The following is a 19906-nucleotide window of genomic DNA, read 5'->3' as shown; positions in this document are numbered from 1 at the left end:
TCGTATACTAGAAGTCCTTGATGACGTTTTTATTTCATTTTTTTTTCAGAAGAGTTACATATGAAATTCAGAAAAATGCTTGCAGTTACAATAACTTTCGCAACATTAGCTGCATGTAGCTCGACACCACCTCCCTCTCACTTCAGTCAAACCGCACAGAAACCCTTATCAAAGTCAGAACAATTGACTGTTAATGCTTATATGAGCGTGTATGACCAGTGGAAAGGTGTGCCTTATCATTTTGGTGGCGCGTCATTTAGAGGTGTTGATTGCTCTGCATTCGTTCAAATTGCAGTACAAAATGCGACCCAGCAAGCACTGCCAAGGACGACAAAAGATCAGAGTCAACAAGGAAAAGAAATCGCGTATGAACAAGCGATAAGCGGTGATCTGGTTTTTTTCAAAACCTCACCAAAGGTTCGACATGTAGGTGTTTATCTGGGAAACAAACAGTTCCTACATGCGTCTACGTCTAAAGGCGTGATTATCTCAAGGCTTGATAACCCCTATTGGGCTTCAAAATTCTGGCACTTTAGACGTATATAGTTTGAAGTTTGTCTGACTTTAATTGCATTGATTTAACGTCAGCAACCACTAATCTTAGTCGTATTTAGCAACGGCAGTGTCAAACAAGTTTTTCACTAACGCGATGTATTCATCAAGAAAAACAATCTGCTCGTTTGTCGCTTTCTTAGACCAAACACCAGCCAAAACTTCACCTAAATCAGCCACAACAGCATCGGCCTCTTTCAACAATTGAAAACGAACGCTGGCATGCAATTCTGGGTTTTGCTCGAAAATAGCCATGATGTTGCTTGAAATCATGTCCGTTACAATATCTTCGACACTTTCAGTGCCAGTATCACCAGTACCTTTGGTGAATACATCCAGGTTGAATGATAGGTGCTCGATTAAAGCTAAGTAGCCATCGGTTTCTACAACCACAATAAATCTCCGTTTTAAGCTCAAGAGTAGATTAATACGTACTTGGCTAATACTATGTAAATTAGGTCATTTGTCATCATTTTATTATTAAAAGTCGCATTTAAATGATCCTTGTTAGCATTTAAGCTCAAATTTAAATCAATCGCTCAAGCATCAATCAAACCATCGAACGAGGCATGGTGAAAAGACCAACAGAACGTGATTCGATGCCATGCTGACATCCTACTTAATGTCTAACGAGTACTAACCATCTTATTAGAACCAAATAAGGTAACGTGTAGACGATACCAATCCGCCTCTTCTTTTCCACTTAACCAGCATCTTATCAGGTGCAGATGTGATGCCAGTTCCAAACTGTTGGCGACCTAGCAGAGTATAATTTCTTTCGTTATATCAAAGGCATTGAGACAGTCCGAGTTCACAAATCCAGTAATTGATGCATATTGATATGAATAAGAGCTAAGAACATTGACCAGAACGTCTATAAAATGCTCAGATTTATCCTAAACTATTGCTATTAAACTAATTGTATTTAGTCTTTTAAACTAACAGTTCTGTGAGGATTTCCTATGTGGCAGGCCATTTCTCAACAGCTTTCAGACACCCTTTTATTTAACTTTCAGATAACTGAACGTACTAAGGTGCCTGGTGGTGACATTAACGATTGCTATATGATCAGTGATGGTAATGAACGTTACTTTGTAAAAGTGAATCAGCGGGAATTTCTCCCAAAATTTGAGATTGAAGCTGAGAACCTACGTCTATTAAGAAATACCTCCACCGTCTATGTCCCAGAGCTTGTGCTTATTGGTAAAACCAAGGAGTGCTCGTTCATTATCCTCAATTACCTACCGACTAAGCCTTTAGAAACCGGCAATAATAGCTATGACTTTGGTGTTCAATTGGCACAACTGCACCGATGGGGCGAACAAAAAGAGTTTGGTTGCGATCAAGATAATTATATCGGCAGCACCCTACAGCCCAACCCATGGCATAAAAAATGGGGCCGTTTTTTCTCAGAACAGCGCATCGGTTTTCAACTGCAACTTCTGAAAGAAAAAGGCATTGAGTTTGGTGACATCGACGATATTGTCGACGTGGTGAATATGCGACTTGCAGGCCACAACCCTCGTCCTTCTTTACTTCATGGCGATCTTTGGAATGGCAATGTCGCCAATTCCGCGTTTGGCCCAATTTGTTACGACCCAGCTTGCTACTGGGGTGACCATGAGTGTGATTTGGCGTTAACCGAATTGTTCGAAGGCTTCCCTAAAGAGTTTTATGAAGGTTACCAAAGCGTCATGCCGCTCGACGTTGGCTATACTGATCGGAAAGACATTTACAACTTGTACCATCTTCTTAATCACTGCAACCAATTTGGCGGCGAGTATTTAGCACAAACCGAAGCGTGTATTCAGAAGATTCAGGCTGTTTAATAATAATCACAGTAGTTGACCAAGAACCATACAAGCTAGATCGATAACAACAAGCACGTTCGATATCAGCTACTCGGTTCAATACAAGCTATCTGGTTTGATACAAGATACTAGGTTTGATATAAGCGACTAAGATTGAGAAACGCTACTGCAATTGATAAAAGTTACAGTGAGGAGAATTCGCCATGCATAAATACACCGAGAAACATGTCTCCTGCCCTCATTGTGGGCACGCCATCAGCATAACGCTCGACGCTTCCAATGGTAGCCAAGACTTCTACGACGATTGTCCCGCGTGTTGCAATGCAATCCACCTCGACATGCAGGTAGATGAAGCGAGAGATAGAATTAATCTCTCGATTGATGCAGACGATGAACAGGTTTTCTGACAAATCATTTTTCGGTTCAGCCACGATCAAAAAAGAGCACCTGATGTGCTCTTTTTACTATTTATAACGATATCTTAATTACTCAAGCCATAAACCTTGTCGTTCAGGTTACTTCTGATTTGCAAGTACGCGTTCTACGGTATCAACGATAGCTTGTGTTTGAGGGTCGAATTCGATGTTCACATCATCCCCTACTTCACGGCCACCAAACAGAGTGCGATTCAAAGTTTCTGGGATGAGATGGACAGAGAAACGATTGTCTTCCACTTCACCAATCGTTAATGAACAACCATCGACGCCAATGTAGCCTTTGCTCAGAACATATTTCATCGATGCTTCTGGCAGTTCGAACCAAAGTGTACGGTTGTTTTCCGTTTTAATTACTTCGACTAACTTAGCCATGAGTGCGATGTGCCCAGACATGCTGTGACCGCCAATCTCATCACCAAACTTAGCGGCGCGCTCGACGTTTACTTGGTCACCAACATTGAGTTGACCTAAGTTGGTGAGCCTTAGTGTTGCTTGCATGAGATCAAATGAGATTTGGTTACCTGAGATTTCAGTAACGGTTAAGCAACAACCGTTATGAGCGACTGAAGCACCAATCGCTAATCCTTCAATCATCTCATCGTTTAACTCAATGGTATGAGTTTGAAACAACTCTTTTTTGTTGATGGCAACCAGTGTAGCCATGCCTTGAACGATACCTGTAAACATAAGATTCCTATTTAGTATTCTAGGGCGTGTTGACCTTTCGTGGTTAAATTTTGTTCGAGATAAAAGCGTTTTAATCGCGGCGAGGGGGAAGTAGCCTAGTCATTCTAAGTAAATCTCCCTCAACAAAGAGTAAAACGCTTTTAGCCGAACCCTTCGGGCAGCGTTTGCTGGTCATTTTTACTACGTTATCGGCTTCTCATGTAGGCTAGCTACACATCGACGCCTCTGCCTTGTATAAATGCCCAGCAACTCGCTGCAAAAATCAGCTCGAAAGATCAACACGCCCTAATAACAGTTTTTCATAGCAAGTATTGTGACATTTCTTTATGATTCGTCCAGTGGAAGCTCAAGATCAGTGTCTCTGATTCCTTCAGAATGTCTATTCCTACGCTATTATTCTAATTTTCTCTCTTATTTGGAGTTGTTTGTGCATCGTTACAAAGAAGAAGCCTCTAATTTAATCAAACTTGCGACTCCGGTTTTGATCGCATCAGTTGCACAAACCGGAATGGGTTTTGTTGATACCGTTATGGCCGGTGGCGTAAGCGCTATCGATATGGCGGCGGTTTCGATTGCAGCAAGTATTTGGCTACCATCCATTCTATTTGGTGTTGGCCTATTAATGGCGCTTGTTCCTGTAGTGGCACAACTGAATGGTTCGGGTCGCCAAGTAAAGATCCCATTTGAGATTCAACAAGGTGCGTTTTTAGCGCTAGTCATCTCCCTTCCTATCATTGGTGTGCTTTTTCAAACGCAGCTGATACTGGAATGGATGGACATTGAACAGCTCATGGCAGACAAAACCATCGGCTATATGAATGCTGTGATGTTTGCTGTGCCTGCATTTTTGCTGTTCCAAACGTTAAGAAGTTTTACGGATGGTATGTCTTTAACCAAGCCGGCAATGGTTATCGGTTTTATCGGCTTACTATTAAACATCCCGCTTAACTGGATGTTTGTATACGGAAAACTAGGCGCACCTGCTCTTGGTGGCGTGGGTTGTGGCGTAGCGACGGCAATCGTCTATTGGGTGATGTTCGCTTTATTGTTTGCTTATGTTTTAACATCGAAGCGTTTAGCGAAAATTAATATCTTTGGCACGTTCCATAAACCACAGTTAAAAGCGCAAATCCGTTTGTTCAGACTTGGTTTCCCTGTCGCCGCTGCAATCTTTTTTGAAGTAACCCTATTTGCAGTCGTTTCTTTATTAGTGGCACCGTTAGGCTCACTGATTGTTGCCGCGCACCAAGTCGCGATTAACTTCTCTTCACTCGTGTTCATGATTCCAATGAGTATCGGCGCTGCGGTAAGTATTCGTGTTGGCCATAAATTGGGTCAAAACAACACAGAAGGTGCAAGAATAGCGACACATGTGGGCATTATTGTTGGATTGGTGACGGCGTTTATGACAGCCGCGCTAACCGTACTGTTCAGAGAGCAAGTCTCGTTGCTTTACACTGAAAATACAGCGGTTATTACCGTTGCCATGCAACTACTGTTGTTCGCTGCGGTATATCAATGTACGGATGCAATTCAAGTGATTGCGGCGGGTGCGTTACGCGGATACAAAGACATGCGCTCTATCTTCAACATTACCTTCGTTGCCTACTGGCTACTTGGTCTTCCGATCGGTTACGTCTTAGGAATGAAAGATTGGATAGTTGAACCTATGGGTGCACATGGTTTCTGGATTGGTTTCATTGTTGGTCTTACGTCTGCAGCCATTATGTTGGGTATGCGTCTGCACTGGATGCATAAGCAAGATGATGACGTACAGCTAGAGTTTAGTTCTCGTTAATAATTGGCAGCTAATTGCAAACTAGATCCAGTATAAAAATGAACCTCAAGAGCTCTGAATGATCAGGGCTCTTTTTGTTTCTGTTAATTTTAAACTCTCTAGTTTGAATACAGTTACTGCCCTGATTTATTAATACTCACTCTTTTCTCGAACAAAGCGTGCAAACTTGGGCTTTCCGTTTTGCGTAAAGCCGTTATAGCGGAAGGTAATTCGACTGCCGATTTCTGGTGGTGCCAACCTCATTTTATCGCTAAACCCACTCCCAATATAAAATTCAACGCCCTCTTCCGTGTGCACTAATATCGAGCCCATCATTCCCTTGTATTTCCCAGTTCCTCCCTTGTAACCGATAACGGTCGCTTCAGCGTCATGGTGTCTCTTAAGTTTGAGTAAATCATTGCTTCTTCCTGCTTGATAACGACTGGTGATCTTACGAAGCATGATGCCTTCACCATTCCCTTCATCGATGTTGTCTAATTGCTGGAATAACAGCTCTTCATTGGGTATTGGGAAATGTTCGATGTACCCAATATGCTTTTCATCGATGACACTCGCCCAATGCAGAATGTTGTAATAACGTTTTTGATAATCTCCTGCGGCACCAGGCATATCGAAAAGCATGAAGTCGATTTGTCGCCAGGCCGTGTCGCTGGGCGTATGGTCTAATACGGTTGATTGAACAACATGAAAGTTACCTCGCCCTGCCCATAACTCACCTTCTAGGTGAACTTTAGGCAGTTTTTCGACAAACCACTTAGGGACATAAATTCGATTTCCGTTGCGCGTATATAAATGCTCTCCGTCCCACAACGCTCTAATGCCGTCCAGTTTTTCGCTTTTCCAATATTGAGAGACATCGATACCTTGTTGATAGGTATTAGCGAGTACCAATTGCTCGGGCGGCAAATAAGATGAATGTGCAGGCAGACCACACGCCAACAACGTTGCCATAGCCAGTTTGGTTAACCTCATTGTTCACTCCGTATTTTTCACTCCTTTCATCCTATGTGTTCAACAAAGTTGATATCAGGAATTAAATAAACGATGCGATCCAAACGTCAACATTATTAATAATCTCGACTTACATTCATCAAATTAATACCTGGTAACTCTCAAAAATCCACTCATTATTCGTTCTCATATTGAGAAGTTCTATTTCTCAATATGACATCTAAACCGAAGTTGCGCCTAAGTTATTGAAAATACATAACATAAAAGTTGGCACATTCAGTGCAATCGTAATTTCATACATTAAAGGAGATAAGACTATGGAATTACGCAAAATTGACTTAAACACAACGACACTGACTCTTTCGATTTTTGGTGATTTAGACGCAGCAGGTAGCCGCGACGCACAGACCGATATTGATGATGTGATTTCAAATGACGGCCACCAAGAAATTGAAGTTGATTTCAGTGAAGTTCAATTTCTTGATTCATCAGGCGTGGGTGCAATTGTCTACATGTTTAAGCGATTAACTGAACGCGAACGAAATATGCGCTTAGAAAATGTATCTGGTCAGCCTTTAGAAATCATGAAGCTTCTACGCATTGGCCACGCTATCCCTGTGAATTCAAAAAATCCTACCAATTCATGAGGATCCACTAAGCTAGAAGTAACTAAAAATAATAATAAAAAGAAAAAACAAAGGACGTTGGCATGAAAAAACTCAAAAACTACATAGCCCTTTCTCTGTCTGTCCTAGTTCTGGGTTGCACGAGTTACCCAGAACAAGGCACTGGCGGTTTAGCAGAAAGCTATGACTCACTCAATTATCAAAATTCTGACTTCTCTCCTGTCATGCCCGACGAGCCTCTTGGTCCTGAACATGGACTGCGTTTTGATTGGCAACTGGCAAAACTGCATTTAGATGCGTTGATCCAAGAAGGTGCGCGTTGGTGCTTCCCTGCTGCTGTTGTTCAAGCCATTCAAAAACAAAACCGAATCGCACGAGAACTCCAAGGTGGTCTTCTGTTAGATGCAGCCAACGACCTTGTTATCCAAAGAAAACGTCTTAACGAACTTGAGGTGCAACTCGACTATGTGACCTCTCAGGCGCGCTGTGAACCACCTAAAAACGAAAACCAATTCCGCATGCAGTTATCTGTGATTCAACAACTGTATGAACTGCTCAATGTTGACAACCAATTCGCGCAAAATTCTACCGAAGTGAATCCTAAATACATGGGTAAACTGGCTGAAGCGTCTTACATTTTAAAAGAAAACAAATCTTTAGACCTTATTGTTACAGGACACGCAGATGCGACAGGTTCTGAAGAGTACAACGATAAATTGGCACTAGGACGCGCAAAACAAGTCGAACGCTACCTCACTATCTTTGGCCTAAGCCCACAACGAATCAAAGCCGTATCTGTCGGTGAAACGGTGCCACTTTTTGAGGGTGAATCTGACGGCACCCTACTGACCAACCGTCGAGTGAGTATTGAAGTTATCTCGCCTGAAAACGCAGCGAAGATGGGAGGTGCACTATGAAATCACTAATCACTTTATTCATCACATTCTCATTGTGCTTCGCGAGTTTCGTTCAAGCTAATGATGAGTTTTCTGATGCGGTACAAGTCGGTGACCTTATCCAAGTTAATGTTCCTGGTGAAAGCACTCTCAATACTGGATTCCAAGTTGATAAACGTGGACGAATTACCCTTCCTGAAGTCGGAGCGGTATTCGTGGCAGGTTACAACAATGAGCAACTAAACAAAGTCGTTCTTGAATCTTTAGCATCGGCTTACAAAGACCTATCAAACGCATCCGTGTATGTGAAAGAGCAACAAATCATCATCTCGGTACAAGGTTATGTGAAAGAACCGGGCGAATACACGTTAGCGCTCGGCTCAAGTGTTCAAATGGCACTGTACGCAGCGGGCGGTTTACGTTCAGGTGCGCAGTTAGACAAACTGATCTTAAAACGTGGCTCTGATAAAAAAGAGTTCAACTACAAACGTTTTCTAGATTCTGGGGATGAAGCTAACTTACCGACACTGCAATCACTTGATTCGCTGTTCGTTCCCGCTTCTCCGCTTGTTGGTAATATTGAACAAGAGTTTGATCCAGCCAAACTTGCTAACTCGGGTGACAGTGCCGACTCTCGCAATGCGATTAAGGTATTTGGTGAAGTAAACGCACCAGGGTCATTCACGTACAAAGAAAACACTGACCTTGTTGATGTGCTGATGCGATCGGGCGGTGTGACTCGCTATGCCAGTGTCGAGCAAATCCGTGTCATCTCTAACAACACGCCTACTCTATTCAACCTTAAACGCTACCTAGACTCTGGTGATGAAAGTTTGTTGCCTGTTCTTCGTCCCGGCTCAACCATTTTTGTGCCTAAGCAAGAAGAAGAGATTAAGTCTGGTGCCAATATGGTTTACGTGATGGGTGAAGTTGCTGCGCCCGGCGCTTTTGAAGGAAAAAGAGACGCGACCTTTATGGATATCCTTGCGAATGCTGGCGGTCCGACTCGATTTGCAGAATCACGTCAAATACGTGTGATCAAAGCCGATGGCAGAGTGATTAAATTCGATTTGGCGGCGTACACCGAAGGCCTACCTAACTCTAACCCACCGAGTATTAAAGCCGGTGACGCGATTTTCGTTCCAGAGAAAACCGACATGAACGAGAAGTCTTGGTTGAAGATTGCACCAGACAGAGCGGTTAATGTCATTGGTGAAGTGAACCGACCTGGTCGTATCGAATGGTCAGATGAAATGAACTTCATGGGATTATTAGCTCATGTTGGCGGCCCGACATTACGAGCGGATACGTCAAAAATTGAAGTCGTGACGGGTAGAAAGATGGTTGTGTTTAATCTTGATGACTTCATTCGAAATGGCGCGCCACGCGATCAACTTCCATACATTCGTGCGGGTTCTATCGTGCGTGTTCACGATTTACCACAAGATCCTTCGGACAACAAATCACAATGGGTTCGTCAAAGCTCAGACGCATCAATCTATATCTTCGGACAAGTGAATGCACCCGGCCGTTACCGCTTTACTAAAGACATGCATTTCTTAGACATACTGTCAGCGGCTGATGGTCCAACTAAAGATGCCGACATACACAATGTTCGTGTCACACACCGCGACAAAACTTACTCTAAAGTAAGCAAACTGAACCTATCACTGTACTTTGAAACGGGTGATGAATCATTACTGCCAAACGTAACCACTGGCGACACCATTTATATCCCAGAGAAAGGTAAGAACTGGCTAGATACACCCAAAGAAGAAACCGTTCGAGTGCTTGGGGCTATCAACAATCCCGGTCGTTATGTGTTTAACGACAACATGACCATCTTAGATATCTTGGCAGAAGCGGCAGGCCCTACTGATAACGCTTACGTCGAGAAAATTACGATTGTGAACATGTCTTGCTGCCAAGGCCAAGCGCGCACCTTTGACCTTGTTGAGTTCAGTAAAACCGCGAACATTTACAACCTTCCGGTATTGCGTGCAGGTGATACGATTTATATCCCCGACCGTCGTGAAAGCTTTATCGAGAAAGCACGTGTTGGTTTAGATGACATCCTGCGTATTACGACCACTATCGTGTTAATAGGAGCGTTATAATGACTATTTCAGCAACGCATGCCGAAGTTGAACAGCTGTACTTAGCTTCTGAACTGAATGGACAACGCTCTATTTGTGTCACCGCTTGTCATTCAGGTGACGGCGTAACATCTATTGCTACGGCATTGGCCGAACGTTTCCTATTAGCGGGTCACTCTACGCTGTATGTTGACCTCAACTTGTTCAACTCTGCCTTTAAGAACTTACACATGCTTGAAGAGGATCAATCCGGTCAACTTATTGAGCACGTTGAATCTCATCGTATGTTCATTGGCGTACCTGCTCCACAAGTCGCATCAACTCAACTCGCTTATAAAGATCCTGCGACACTGAAAAAAGCGGTGACTCAATGGTTAGGAAAATACGACCGTGTGATCATTGATACGTCACCACTGCTTAATATCAACAAGGGGAATATTCCTGCTCAATCGGTTGCCAGTGCTTGTGACTGTGCACTGCTTGTTGTCGCCTATGGTGAAACGTCGACTCATCATCTAGAACAAGCGAAGAAACTTCTCGATGCTCAAAGCATTACATTGATGGGTTGCGTGATGAACATGAAGAACAACCCAAGCTTTGCTCAAGAACTGGTTCGACAGGTCAACCGGATGAGATTTCTTCCTTCTAAGCTCCGTGACCGCTTGGCGAACAAGCTATATCAAAATGAGTTTTTGAACCTACCAATGTGATTTTTCGGCGTTGATTTTCGGCTGTCACTCAAAACTTGACGGCCACCTACCCAACTAGGCTCAGAGCTTATTCACCTCAAACCAAATTTGGTATTTTTGGCGAAATTATCATCAAAGATGCGATTTTAAAAACCATTCAACGCATTTCACACATCACGAATATGGTCTTACCACCTTCAAAACCACTCAAAGATCAACAGCCCTGCACCTAACTTTAGCGGTAATGTGACACAGACGGTTAAAGCACCATGCAAATCGCATCAAAGATGGAATTCGTACGAATATTCCCTAAGATTATAAATAGAGGTGGTTTTTGACGAATTTGTAATAGTTTGACAAAGTTATCCGATGGCTGTGAAACACAGTGGATAAATCAAGCAAATCACACTTTATGCTTTGTTGGTTTATCTATTCATATTCCCGCCATCCCTCCTTCTGCTCAAATGGTTCAAATACACGGAAAGGATCACCATCGAGCAATTTAGTTAGTCAACAGACCTTGATTAGCTTGGTTGTATCATTAAAGAGAAAGGAAACTCAATATGAAATACAAGTTAAGCTCCGTATTTTTGTTAGTTGCAGCAGCCAGTGGTCATGCTAACGCTGGTGAATGTGGCAGCGTAACAATCGCAGATATGAACTGGAACTCTGCAACTTTAATCGCCAACATTGACCAATTCATCCTAGAACACGGTTATGGTTGTGATGCCGAACTCATCCCTGGTGACACAATGCCAACTGGCACGTCGATGATTGAAAAAGGCCAACCAGATGTTGCACCAGAACTATGGAGTAACAGCCTCAAAGACGCACTCGATAAAGGTGTCCAAGAGAAACGTCTCCGCTACGCAGGTAAAGCCCTCGTAAACGGTGGTGAAGAAGGTTTTTGGGTTCCCGCTTATTTGGTTAAGCAATACCCAGAAATGGCAACCATTGAAGGCGTCCGCAAAAACGCTAGCTTGTTTAAACACCCAGAAGACCCAGATACATCTGCATTTTATAGCTGTCCAGCAGGTTGGAACTGTCAAATCAGTGCCGGTAACTTGTTTGAAGCTCTTGACCTAGAAGAGAGTGGTTTCACTATTGTGGACCCAGGCTCGAGTGCCGGCTTATCTGGATCTATCGCGAAAGCTTATGAACGTGAAGAAGCTTGGTTTGGTTATTACTGGGCACCAACCGCGGTGCTAGGTAAATACGATATGGTCAAAGTTGACTTTGGTAGTGGCGTCAATGAACAGGAGTTTTTGAACTGTACCACTAAGGAAGACTGTGATTCCCCTAAAGCAACCATGTACCCGCCTTCACCTGTTCACACCGTCACGACAGAAGACTTCGCATCAAGAGCACCAGAGGCTTACGACTACTTCACTAAACGTGGTTTCACCAACGACAAAATGAACTCACTTCTTGCTTGGATGGAAGACAACCAAGCGGACGGAGAAGAAGCGAGTATCCATTTCTTGAGTGAATTCCCAGAAATCTGGCACCCATGGGTATCTCAAGAAGTCGCGAAAAAAGTAGAAGCAGAGCTGTAATCGCTCTTGCTAAATAGATGAAAATAATAGGAATAAATAACGTCGCTATACTTGATGTTATTCAATATTCGGAGTCCTAAGTTTCAGTCACGATGATGTTAAGCGTTATCGCGACTGAAACCGTCTAACTCGCTCGTTATTCAACAGCGACTTAAGACGAACTTAAAGACGCCGAACTATAAGGATATAAAATGGCTGACAGCAATTGGTTATCAAGCTTTCCTGAAATGGAACGCTCTGATTTGCGAGCAATTAAAAAGGCGCTAGATGGCGCTTACCGCGAATTTTCCCGTGAATACGGCGAAATGATTGAATCATTATTTGACCCTCTTCTTTCTTTCCTTGTTTGGTTTGAAAAACTCCTCATTTCCACCCCGTGGATTATCGTTCTTGGCGTGTGCACCGGCTTGGTGTATGCCGCGAGTCGCTCTTGGAAACTGGCACTAGGTTGTGTGGTTTCATTGCTTCTCATTGGTTACTTTGGAATGTGGGAAGATACAATGCGGACACTCAGCATCATTACTGTGTGTACCCTAGTTTCAATATTCCTCGGAATCCCTATTGGTATTGCGATGGCACGTTCTAATCGAGTGCAGTCAATCGTTACCCCGTTACTCGATATCATGCAAACCATGCCTGCGTTCGTATACCTTATCCCTGTGGTTATGCTGCTTGGCATCGGTAAGATCCCTGGCCTTATCGCAGTAGTTATCTATGCAATTCCACCGGTGATCCGCCTAACCAACTTAGGCATTCGTTTGGTCGACAAAGAAGTGTTAGAAGCGGCAACAGCGTTTGGCGCGAGTAAGAAACAACGTTTGTGGGGCGTTCAATTGCCTTTAGCGATGCCAACCATTATGGCGGGTATCAACCAAACTATCATGATGGCGCTCTCTATGGTGGTTATCGCGTCGATGATCGGTGTTAAAGGCTTAGGGCAACCGGTGCTTAAATCGATCACCAACCAATACTTCACATTAGGCTTGATGAACGGCTTTGCCATCGTTGCCCTCGCGATTCTATTTGACCGAGCTTCGCAGGCTTATGCGCGTAGAACGAATGCGCACCTAGGAGGGTTAAAGCATGACTAAACCATTGATTGAAATTAGTGGTCTTTACAAAGTGTTTGGACCAAAGCCGATGTCTGTTATGAACCGTGTGACAAATGGTGAACACAAAGACGACATATTGGCAGATACTGGGCATACCGTCGGTTTGAAAGAGATTAACCTCGAGATCAACCGCGGTGAAATCTTCGTTATCATGGGCCTTTCAGGTTCTGGTAAGTCTACATTAATCCGACACTTCAACCGTCTCATTGACCCGACTCAAGGTAAGATCACGGTTGAAGGCATTGATGTAATGAGCCTCAACACCAAAGAGCTTGAAGAGTTTCGCCGTCACAAAATGTCGATGGTTTTCCAACGCTTTGGCTTAATGCCTCACCGTACTGTGGTTGAAAACGTTGCATACGGATTGGAAGTTCAAGGCATCAAGAAAGAAGACCGTTTAGCCAAGGCTAATGAGTGGCTCGAAACCGTTGGCTTGAAAGGTTACGGTAATCAGTACCCTGCTCAACTTTCTGGTGGTCAGCAACAACGTGTCGGTTTATCACGAGCTTTGTGTACCAACGCTGAAATTCTACTCATGGATGAAGCCTTCTCGGCGCTTGACCCTTTGATTCGAAGCGAAATGCAAGATCAGCTGATCGAACTTCAAGAGAAGCTTCACAAAACCATTATCTTCATTACCCACGATCTCGATGAAGCACTTCGTTTAGGTGACAGAATCGCGATTTTGAAAGATGGTGAATTAGTCCAACAAGGTACGCCTCATGAGATTCTGTTGAACCCTGCAGATGATTATGTAGAAGCGTTCGTAAAAGACGTAAACCGAGCACGCGCACTTACGGTTGAAACTGTTATGCAGCCTCCTCTTTACCGCATTACTTCGGAAACCATTGAAGGTGCTCTGGCTCAGATGAAGATGCTGAAAAACGATTACGCTTATCACGTGACCGATGACGGCTATCAGGGCTTAGTGACCCAAGAAAGTCTTCAAGATGCGGTTGAAGATTCCTCAGTGCATGACTTCAGTGAAGAGATTTACGAAGAAGTGCCAGCGGTGTTGCCTGACGCTGTAATTGAAGAAGTTCTGCCTGACACAATGTCTTGTGATTACTCGCTTCCTGTTGTCGATGAAGAAGGTAACCTGAAAGGCGAACTGGAACGAAGCGCTGTTGCTGAAATCTTTACTGAAAATAGCGAGGAAGAAGTAGAGCCCGCCCCAAAGTTAAAGATTGATAAAGCCTCTTAGCTGAGTGCTGAGTGCTGTTTATCGCGTTGTCATTTAGCGTTGTCGTAAATGGCCTTTAATACAGATAGAAGCTAAGGCCGTTGTGATCACTGAATCGCAACGGCCTTTTTATTTCCACAACTCATCCAGATGCATCAAAGCACATAACCAACCGAACCAACGACACTTAATTCATTAAAATCATTAGCTTAACGATGAGAGCAAACTCACCTTACCCATATTTCACTGTAAAATAATTACTGTATTTATGGGGCAAGCGGTTGAAATTATTCTAAAAAATGTCTAAAACTTAGTAATCACGGTGCAATTTGGTACCAAATTAAGATACTGCGTTTTCTCAAAATAAAAGGAATTGATGTGAAGAACTCAGCCTTAACCACAGAGACACCCACGAATTTAAGTACCCAAGACGACAGCGCCATGATTCAAGAAGTCGAACTTGTTGACGAAAGTATTCTGCAGCAGATGATTAAAGACACCAGTGCTGATGTGATTCCAATTTTGATTGACCATTATGTTCAGGAATCACAAACACGTATTGCAGCCATTAAACAAGCCTCGACCGCAAACGATTCAGAGGCGCTTGAGTTTGAAGTTCATACCCTTGGTAGCACTGCCCTAGCTTTAGGTAATCGACCGCTTTCAACGTTGTCTAGAAAGCTTGAAAAGCAATGCTTAGAACAGAACCACGAATTAGCGTTTAGCCAGATCGACGAGCTTCTAGACTTAGCAGTTCGCTCAATCGATGCCCTTATCGCAAGAAAAGAAGCCGGTTTTAGCTAACACCATATACGACACAAAAACACTCAACATAGACAATATCAACAATCCAATTTCGAATTAGATGCAATCGGAAAGATAAGTAGAACAGTCGGAAAGATTGCATGCGGTAGGTAACAAATACACCTTATTCGCATTGATGCTTACATGCCTCTATGTTATTGATTGGTTAGGATAAAGTTTTAAAAGGAATTATACAATGCGCCCTAAAGTATTGTTGGTTGAAGACTCCACCTCCCTTGCCGTACTTTACAAACAGTACGTCAAAGATGAGCCATACGACATATTTCATGTCGAGACTGGCGCTGAAGCCAAGACATTTATAGAGAGACACGCCCCGCAGCTCGTCATCCTCGATCTAAAACTGCCCGATATGCCGGGCGAAGAAGTCTTGGATTGGATCAGTGACAATGAGATTCCGACCGCGGTCATTATCGCCACAGCACACGGTTCAGTGAATATAGCCGTTGATCTAATTCAACGTGGTGCGGAAGATTTCTTAGAAAAACCCATTCAAGCTGACCGCCTGAAAACGTCGGTTAATCTTCACCTGCGTAGAGCCAAGCTCGAAAACCTTGTTGACGACATTCAAACCAAATTCGATCGTGACCGCTTCCATAACTTCATCGGCTCTTGCTTACCGATGCAAGCTGTTTACAAGATCATTGATTCAGTGGCCCCAACGACTGCCAGTGTCTTCATCAATGGCGAAAGTGGTACCGGTAAAGAAGTCTGTGCCGAAGCGATACATCAAGAAAGTCAGCGCAGCAATAAACCGTTTGTCGCGATTAACTGTGGTGCTATCCCTAGAGATCTAATGGAGAGTGAAATCTTCGGTCATGTTAAAGGCGCTTTTACTGGCGCGACAACAGACCGCAAAGGTTCAGCGATGCAAGCGCATGGCGGTACTTTATTTCTCGATGAGCTTTGTGAGATGGAACTGGAGATGCAGAAAAAGCTCCTCAGATTCTTACAAACAGGTACTTTTACCCCACTCGGCGGTAACCGAGAAATCAAAGTCGACGTTCGAATCATCTGCGCAACCAACCGAGATCCACTGGTTGAAGTTGAAGAAGGTCGATTCCGTGAAGATCTTTATTATCGCGTCCATGTCGTGCCTATCGAGATGCCGCCACTACGAGAAAGAGGAAGTGACATTGTTACACTAGCTAAGCACTTTTTGAAGCTGTACGCGAAGCAAGATAAGAAGAAATTCAAATCTATCGACAAAGAGACACAAGCCCTATTTAAACGTTACGCGTGGCCAGGTAATGTACGTCAGTTGCAAAATGTCATTCGAAACATCGTGGTGTTGAATAATGAAAGCAGCGTGACTAAAGACATGCTTCCCCCACCAATTAATAAAGCAGAGACCACGAAACCGAAGTCTATTACGCCAATACGAAATGTGGCGCCCGTTGCTGTTGCCGCTCCGCCCCCTGTAACAGAAGCTAGGCTACCACCGCTAACGCCAGAAGAGCTTGAGCAAGCATCAGTATCAGCATCAGCATCAACACTTCAGGCACAAAGCGAACCGATGACACCTGCGTTCACAACCACCGAAGGTGCTATTCGTCCAATGTGGCAGATTGAACGTGAAGCCATTCAACATGCGATTAATCATTGCGATGGTAACGTGTTAAACGCAGCTGTGCTTTTGGAGTTAAGTCCATCAACTGTTTATCGTAAGAAGCAGGCTTGGGAATCTGAAGATGAGTACAACCAAGCCTAATATCTCCCCGAATAACGTAGACGAGCCTCTTATCAAAGAGGCTCTCGTTCCTGTACTGGGAGAAATTTGGTTGTTTATCGATAGCCAAACTTTCGGAGGAATAGAAACACACGTTGTAGAGCTAGCAAAAGGCCTGCTTAATCACGGCAACAAGGTACGTGTTGTTTTGTTAACGCAATACACGCCAGAACCCTCGATTATTGGGCGATTAAATGAAAACGCCTTGCCTTACTCTTATCTCCAAGACCTATCAAAAGTCCAAGGTAATCCGATAGCTCAGTTGCGATCAGCGGTAGAACAATATCAGCCACAACTTATTCACGCACATGGTTACAAAGCCAGTATCGTAAGTAAATCCACTAAATTGTTAAGCAGGCCAATCCCCCTTCGCCAAATCACTACGTACCATGCTGGTGAAACGCCAACAGGTCGTGTTTGGATTTATGATCTTCTCGACCGTTACACAAGTTGGATATCAAATCACTCGCTAGTGGTTAGCAGTAAAATAAGCCGTAAACTCCCTACTCGCTCTACATTGCTTAATAACTTTGTGAGTGTTGCTGACGTTTCTCAACCATCGGTTTCAAGCGATATTCAAACAGCACAAAGCAGTCATCACAATCATCTCAGTCATTATCGATTTGGTTTTGTTGGACGTTTAAGCCACGAGAAAGCCGCCGATCGCTTTATAACTTTAGCGAAAGATTTTGAACAACATCAATTCAACCTATTTGGTGATGGGCCTGAACGTTCGCAGCTAGCACAAAATAGCCCAGCAAACTGCCAATTTCATGGTCATCAAAATGATATGGCTTCAGTATGGCCGCAAATCGATGTATTGATTATTTCCTCTCGATACGAAGGTCTGCCAATGGCCGCTCTTGAAGCGATGGTTCGTGGTATTCCGGTAATAGCAACCGCCGTGGGCAACCTACCGCAGTTGATTGACCATGGCAGTAATGGCTACATCGCGCAGTCAGAATCAGAACTAAACACGAACCTCAGCGCATGGTTAGCCCTATCTTCCACGGACAAAGAAATCATGAGCGCAAAAGCTAGGCAGCGCGTCATCGATGATTATTCGCCACAAGCCGTTATCCCGCAGCTGTTGAATTGCTATCGCCTTTAATGCGCGTATTAGCAAACTAGTCCTCGTATTAACTATTTAATGCTCGTGTTAGCCTTCAACCATACTTTCACATTAGACAGTTCAGCCACAAATAAGCTCTTTGAAAACCATGCGAACTCCTTAAAAACTAAGCGAGCGCATTAAAAAGAACCGTCACTTAAACCAATCTGCGTTTAAAGCACTCAGCATCTTAATACAGACTACTTCGTTGATTTGATGGATTACCGTCGTGTAGAACCTCACCGCTCATTCTGATTCTCAATTTGAAAAAACGAATCGACTCTATTTATTAAGACTTAAATAACAGTGAGTTAACCATATAAAACCGATGGCATCACACTTGCAAAGTTAGTCCTAACACTGTTTTCGCTCACGTCATTTAGTTAAAAAGCAATAAAGAAATTTGGCAACCTACGTATGAGACTAAGTATGAAAAATCCAAATAAGGAGCATTGATGATCGCTTCGGCTAGGAAAGCACCCTCTACCATCGGTATTTTTGCGCTCTGCCTAATTGTGGGCGTGGTATGGGTTATGGTGCCTCACCCATTGGTGGCCGTTTGTTTATCATTTGCTCCATTGGCAGCACTATTTATCATCAACAAAACTTTTTGGTTGGTGATTATGTTCGTTGTGTTCTCTTTCTTCCGTATTCACGAGGCTATCCCTCAGCTTTTTGCGTTCAAAATCCCTTTGCTTCTGTCGCTAGGTGCTTTATCTGCATTACTTTGGCACGGCCTTATCAGTCGGGAGCTGAAGCCTTATTGGCATCCTTCTTTGTCATGGTTAATGGTGTTCTGGGTGTTGGTGACCATCGGATTAGTGTTTGCGTCCAACAGAGGTGTCGCGTTGGCTGAATTTAAAGGCATCTACTGGAAAATAATGGTCATGACATTAGCGATTGTTTGGTTAGTAAATACTGCCGAAAAACTCGCGAAGACATCAATGATCATCGTTGGTGCAGGAACATTAGTCGGCGTTATCGCCATTTATAACTCAATTAACGGTATTGGATTAGTGGAAGGATCTCGAGTGACTATTGGTCGGGACTTCGGCTCGATGTTAGGCGATCCAAACGATTTAGCACTCGTATTAATGTTTCCTCTCGCGTTTGCGATAAGCCAAGCTAGCACCCAAGGCATAGCGACTTTCAAACGACTACTTTGTGTTATCGCTGGATGTATTTTGGTTTACGCTGTCATAGCCACACAAAGCCGAGGCGGGTTGTTAGGTTGTGTTGCCGTCGTAGGTATATTCGCTTTAAAAGTGATTCGTTCTAAAATGCTCCTGCTATCACTTGGTGCGATGGGCGCCATCGTCCTGTACTTTGCCGCTGGTATTTCAGATAGATCCTCCGGTGGAGCAGCAGAAGCTGGTATCGATGAGTCGGCAATGGGACGTTTATATGCTTGGGAGGCGGCCTTTAAAATGGCGCTTGATAACCCACTGACTGGTGTTGGGTTAAATAACTTTTTCTCCAATTACTTTTTCTACAGCCCTCACTGGGACGGCCTTAACCATGCAGTGCACAGTACTTGGTTTGGCGTATTGGCCGAAACTGGGTTCCTCGGACTCATTGTGTTCATCACTGTGATTGTTTCATTGCTCCTCACCACTCGACAAACATTAGCGCGTATCAATCAATGTTCCCACAATGTAACGCCAGCGCTTCATTCTGCGGCCTACGCAGTCTATGCGGGATTAATCGGTACGATTGTCTCGGGTACTTTCCTTACCCAAGGTTTCAATTGGCCAATTTATATCTTGGCGGCACTCACAGTCTGCGTATCTCACGTATCCCAAACTGAATGTCAGAATGAGAACCTAGAAAACGAAAATTCATAACTCATT

Annotated in this window: 18 protein-coding genes; 15 read left to right on the top strand and 3 right to left on the bottom strand. The window is 43.7% G+C overall.

Annotated elements, in window-relative coordinates:
* The first annotated feature begins 60 nt into the window (after nucleotides 1–60).
* Nucleotides 61–546 (top strand): C40 family peptidase, encoded by a 486-nt coding sequence (locus QUF19_RS08730; protein ID WP_286298785.1) that lies wholly within the window; start codon nucleotides 61–63, stop codon nucleotides 544–546.
* Nucleotides 547–600: 54 nt separating this feature from the next.
* On the opposite strand, the gene QUF19_RS08725 is transcribed toward QUF19_RS08730, so the two are convergent.
* Nucleotides 601–945 carry a DUF3802 family protein gene (locus QUF19_RS08725; RefSeq protein WP_192890687.1) on the bottom strand — a complete coding sequence of 115 codons (345 nt, stop codon included), beginning with the start codon at nucleotides 943–945 and terminating at the stop codon, nucleotides 601–603.
* A 569-nt stretch (nucleotides 946–1514) separates the two neighbouring features.
* On the opposite strand from QUF19_RS08725, the gene QUF19_RS08720 reads away from it, so the two are divergent.
* Nucleotides 1515–2381, top strand: coding sequence for a fructosamine kinase family protein (locus QUF19_RS08720; protein WP_286298783.1), 867 nt, complete (start codon nucleotides 1515–1517; stop codon nucleotides 2379–2381).
* A 185-nt stretch (nucleotides 2382–2566) separates the two neighbouring features.
* Nucleotides 2567–2770, top strand: coding sequence for a CPXCG motif-containing cysteine-rich protein (locus QUF19_RS08715; protein WP_016790726.1), 204 nt, complete (start codon nucleotides 2567–2569; stop codon nucleotides 2768–2770).
* Nucleotides 2771–2878: 108 nt separating this feature from the next.
* On the opposite strand, the gene QUF19_RS08710 is transcribed toward QUF19_RS08715, so the two are convergent.
* Nucleotides 2879–3487: a riboflavin synthase subunit alpha gene (locus QUF19_RS08710; protein WP_286298781.1), complete on the bottom strand. Its 609-nt coding sequence runs from the start codon at nucleotides 3485–3487 to the stop codon at nucleotides 2879–2881.
* Nucleotides 3488–3914: 427 nt separating this feature from the next.
* Between QUF19_RS08710 and QUF19_RS08705 the strand changes: the two genes are divergently transcribed.
* Nucleotides 3915–5285 carry an MATE family efflux transporter gene (locus tag QUF19_RS08705; RefSeq protein ID WP_102437161.1) on the top strand — a complete coding sequence of 457 codons (1371 nt, stop codon included), beginning with the start codon at nucleotides 3915–3917 and terminating at the stop codon, nucleotides 5283–5285.
* A gap of 129 nt (nucleotides 5286–5414) precedes the next feature.
* Here QUF19_RS08705 and QUF19_RS08700 read toward each other — a convergent pair whose 3' ends face one another.
* Complete coding sequence (locus QUF19_RS08700; protein WP_286298779.1) at nucleotides 5415–6257, bottom strand: DNA ligase; 843 nt, start codon at nucleotides 6255–6257, stop codon at nucleotides 5415–5417.
* 296 nt (nucleotides 6258–6553) lie between these two features.
* On the opposite strand from QUF19_RS08700, the gene QUF19_RS08695 reads away from it, so the two are divergent.
* The 11 genes from QUF19_RS08695 (at nucleotide 6554) to QUF19_RS08645 (ending at nucleotide 19900) form a co-directional block, all read left to right on the top strand.
* Nucleotides 6554–6883, top strand: a complete 330-nt coding sequence (locus tag QUF19_RS08695; RefSeq protein WP_102437165.1) for an STAS domain-containing protein — start codon at nucleotides 6554–6556, stop codon at nucleotides 6881–6883.
* A gap of 62 nt (nucleotides 6884–6945) precedes the next feature.
* Nucleotides 6946–7779 (top strand): OmpA family protein, encoded by an 834-nt coding sequence (locus QUF19_RS08690; RefSeq protein ID WP_286298778.1) that lies wholly within the window; start codon nucleotides 6946–6948, stop codon nucleotides 7777–7779.
* Nucleotides 7776–9875 carry an SLBB domain-containing protein gene (locus tag QUF19_RS08685; protein WP_286298776.1) on the top strand — a complete coding sequence of 700 codons (2100 nt, stop codon included), beginning with the start codon at nucleotides 7776–7778 and terminating at the stop codon, nucleotides 9873–9875. Before QUF19_RS08690 ends, QUF19_RS08685 begins: the two co-directional genes overlap by 4 nt.
* Nucleotides 9875–10564, top strand: a complete 690-nt coding sequence (locus QUF19_RS08680; RefSeq protein WP_286298774.1) for a P-loop NTPase family protein — start codon at nucleotides 9875–9877, stop codon at nucleotides 10562–10564. The genes QUF19_RS08685 and QUF19_RS08680 overlap by 1 nt, the downstream gene beginning before the upstream one ends.
* 542 nt (nucleotides 10565–11106) lie before the next feature.
* Nucleotides 11107–12099 (top strand): ABC transporter substrate-binding protein, encoded by a 993-nt coding sequence (locus QUF19_RS08675; RefSeq protein ID WP_286298772.1) that lies wholly within the window; start codon nucleotides 11107–11109, stop codon nucleotides 12097–12099.
* A gap of 191 nt (nucleotides 12100–12290) precedes the next feature.
* Complete coding sequence (locus QUF19_RS08670) at nucleotides 12291–13190, top strand: ABC transporter permease (RefSeq protein WP_286298770.1); 900 nt, start codon at nucleotides 12291–12293, stop codon at nucleotides 13188–13190.
* The gene (locus tag QUF19_RS08665) at nucleotides 13183–14415 is read left to right on the top strand and encodes a quaternary amine ABC transporter ATP-binding protein (RefSeq protein ID WP_286298768.1); all 1233 of its coding nucleotides are present in this window, start codon (nucleotides 13183–13185) and stop codon (nucleotides 14413–14415) included. Before QUF19_RS08670 ends, QUF19_RS08665 begins: the two co-directional genes overlap by 8 nt.
* Nucleotides 14416–14772: 357 nt before the next feature.
* Nucleotides 14773–15198: an Hpt domain-containing protein gene (locus QUF19_RS08660; protein ID WP_286298766.1), complete on the top strand. Its 426-nt coding sequence runs from the start codon at nucleotides 14773–14775 to the stop codon at nucleotides 15196–15198.
* A gap of 196 nt (nucleotides 15199–15394) precedes the next feature.
* Nucleotides 15395–16927, top strand: a complete 1533-nt coding sequence (locus QUF19_RS08655; RefSeq protein ID WP_286298763.1) for a sigma-54-dependent transcriptional regulator — start codon at nucleotides 15395–15397, stop codon at nucleotides 16925–16927.
* The gene (locus QUF19_RS08650; protein ID WP_286298760.1) at nucleotides 16908–18056 is read left to right on the top strand and encodes a glycosyltransferase family 4 protein; all 1149 of its coding nucleotides are present in this window, start codon (nucleotides 16908–16910) and stop codon (nucleotides 18054–18056) included. Before QUF19_RS08655 ends, QUF19_RS08650 begins: the two co-directional genes overlap by 20 nt.
* 455 nt (nucleotides 18057–18511) lie before the next feature.
* Nucleotides 18512–19900, top strand: coding sequence for an O-antigen ligase family protein (locus QUF19_RS08645; RefSeq protein WP_286298759.1), 1389 nt, complete (start codon nucleotides 18512–18514; stop codon nucleotides 19898–19900).
* Nucleotides 19901–19906 lie beyond the last annotated feature (6 nt).

Source organism: Vibrio sp. FE10, assembly GCF_030297155.1.
Lineage (GTDB): Bacteria > Pseudomonadota > Gammaproteobacteria > Enterobacterales > Vibrionaceae > Vibrio > Vibrio apostichopi.
This window is presented reverse-complemented; position numbering and strand designations above follow the sequence as displayed.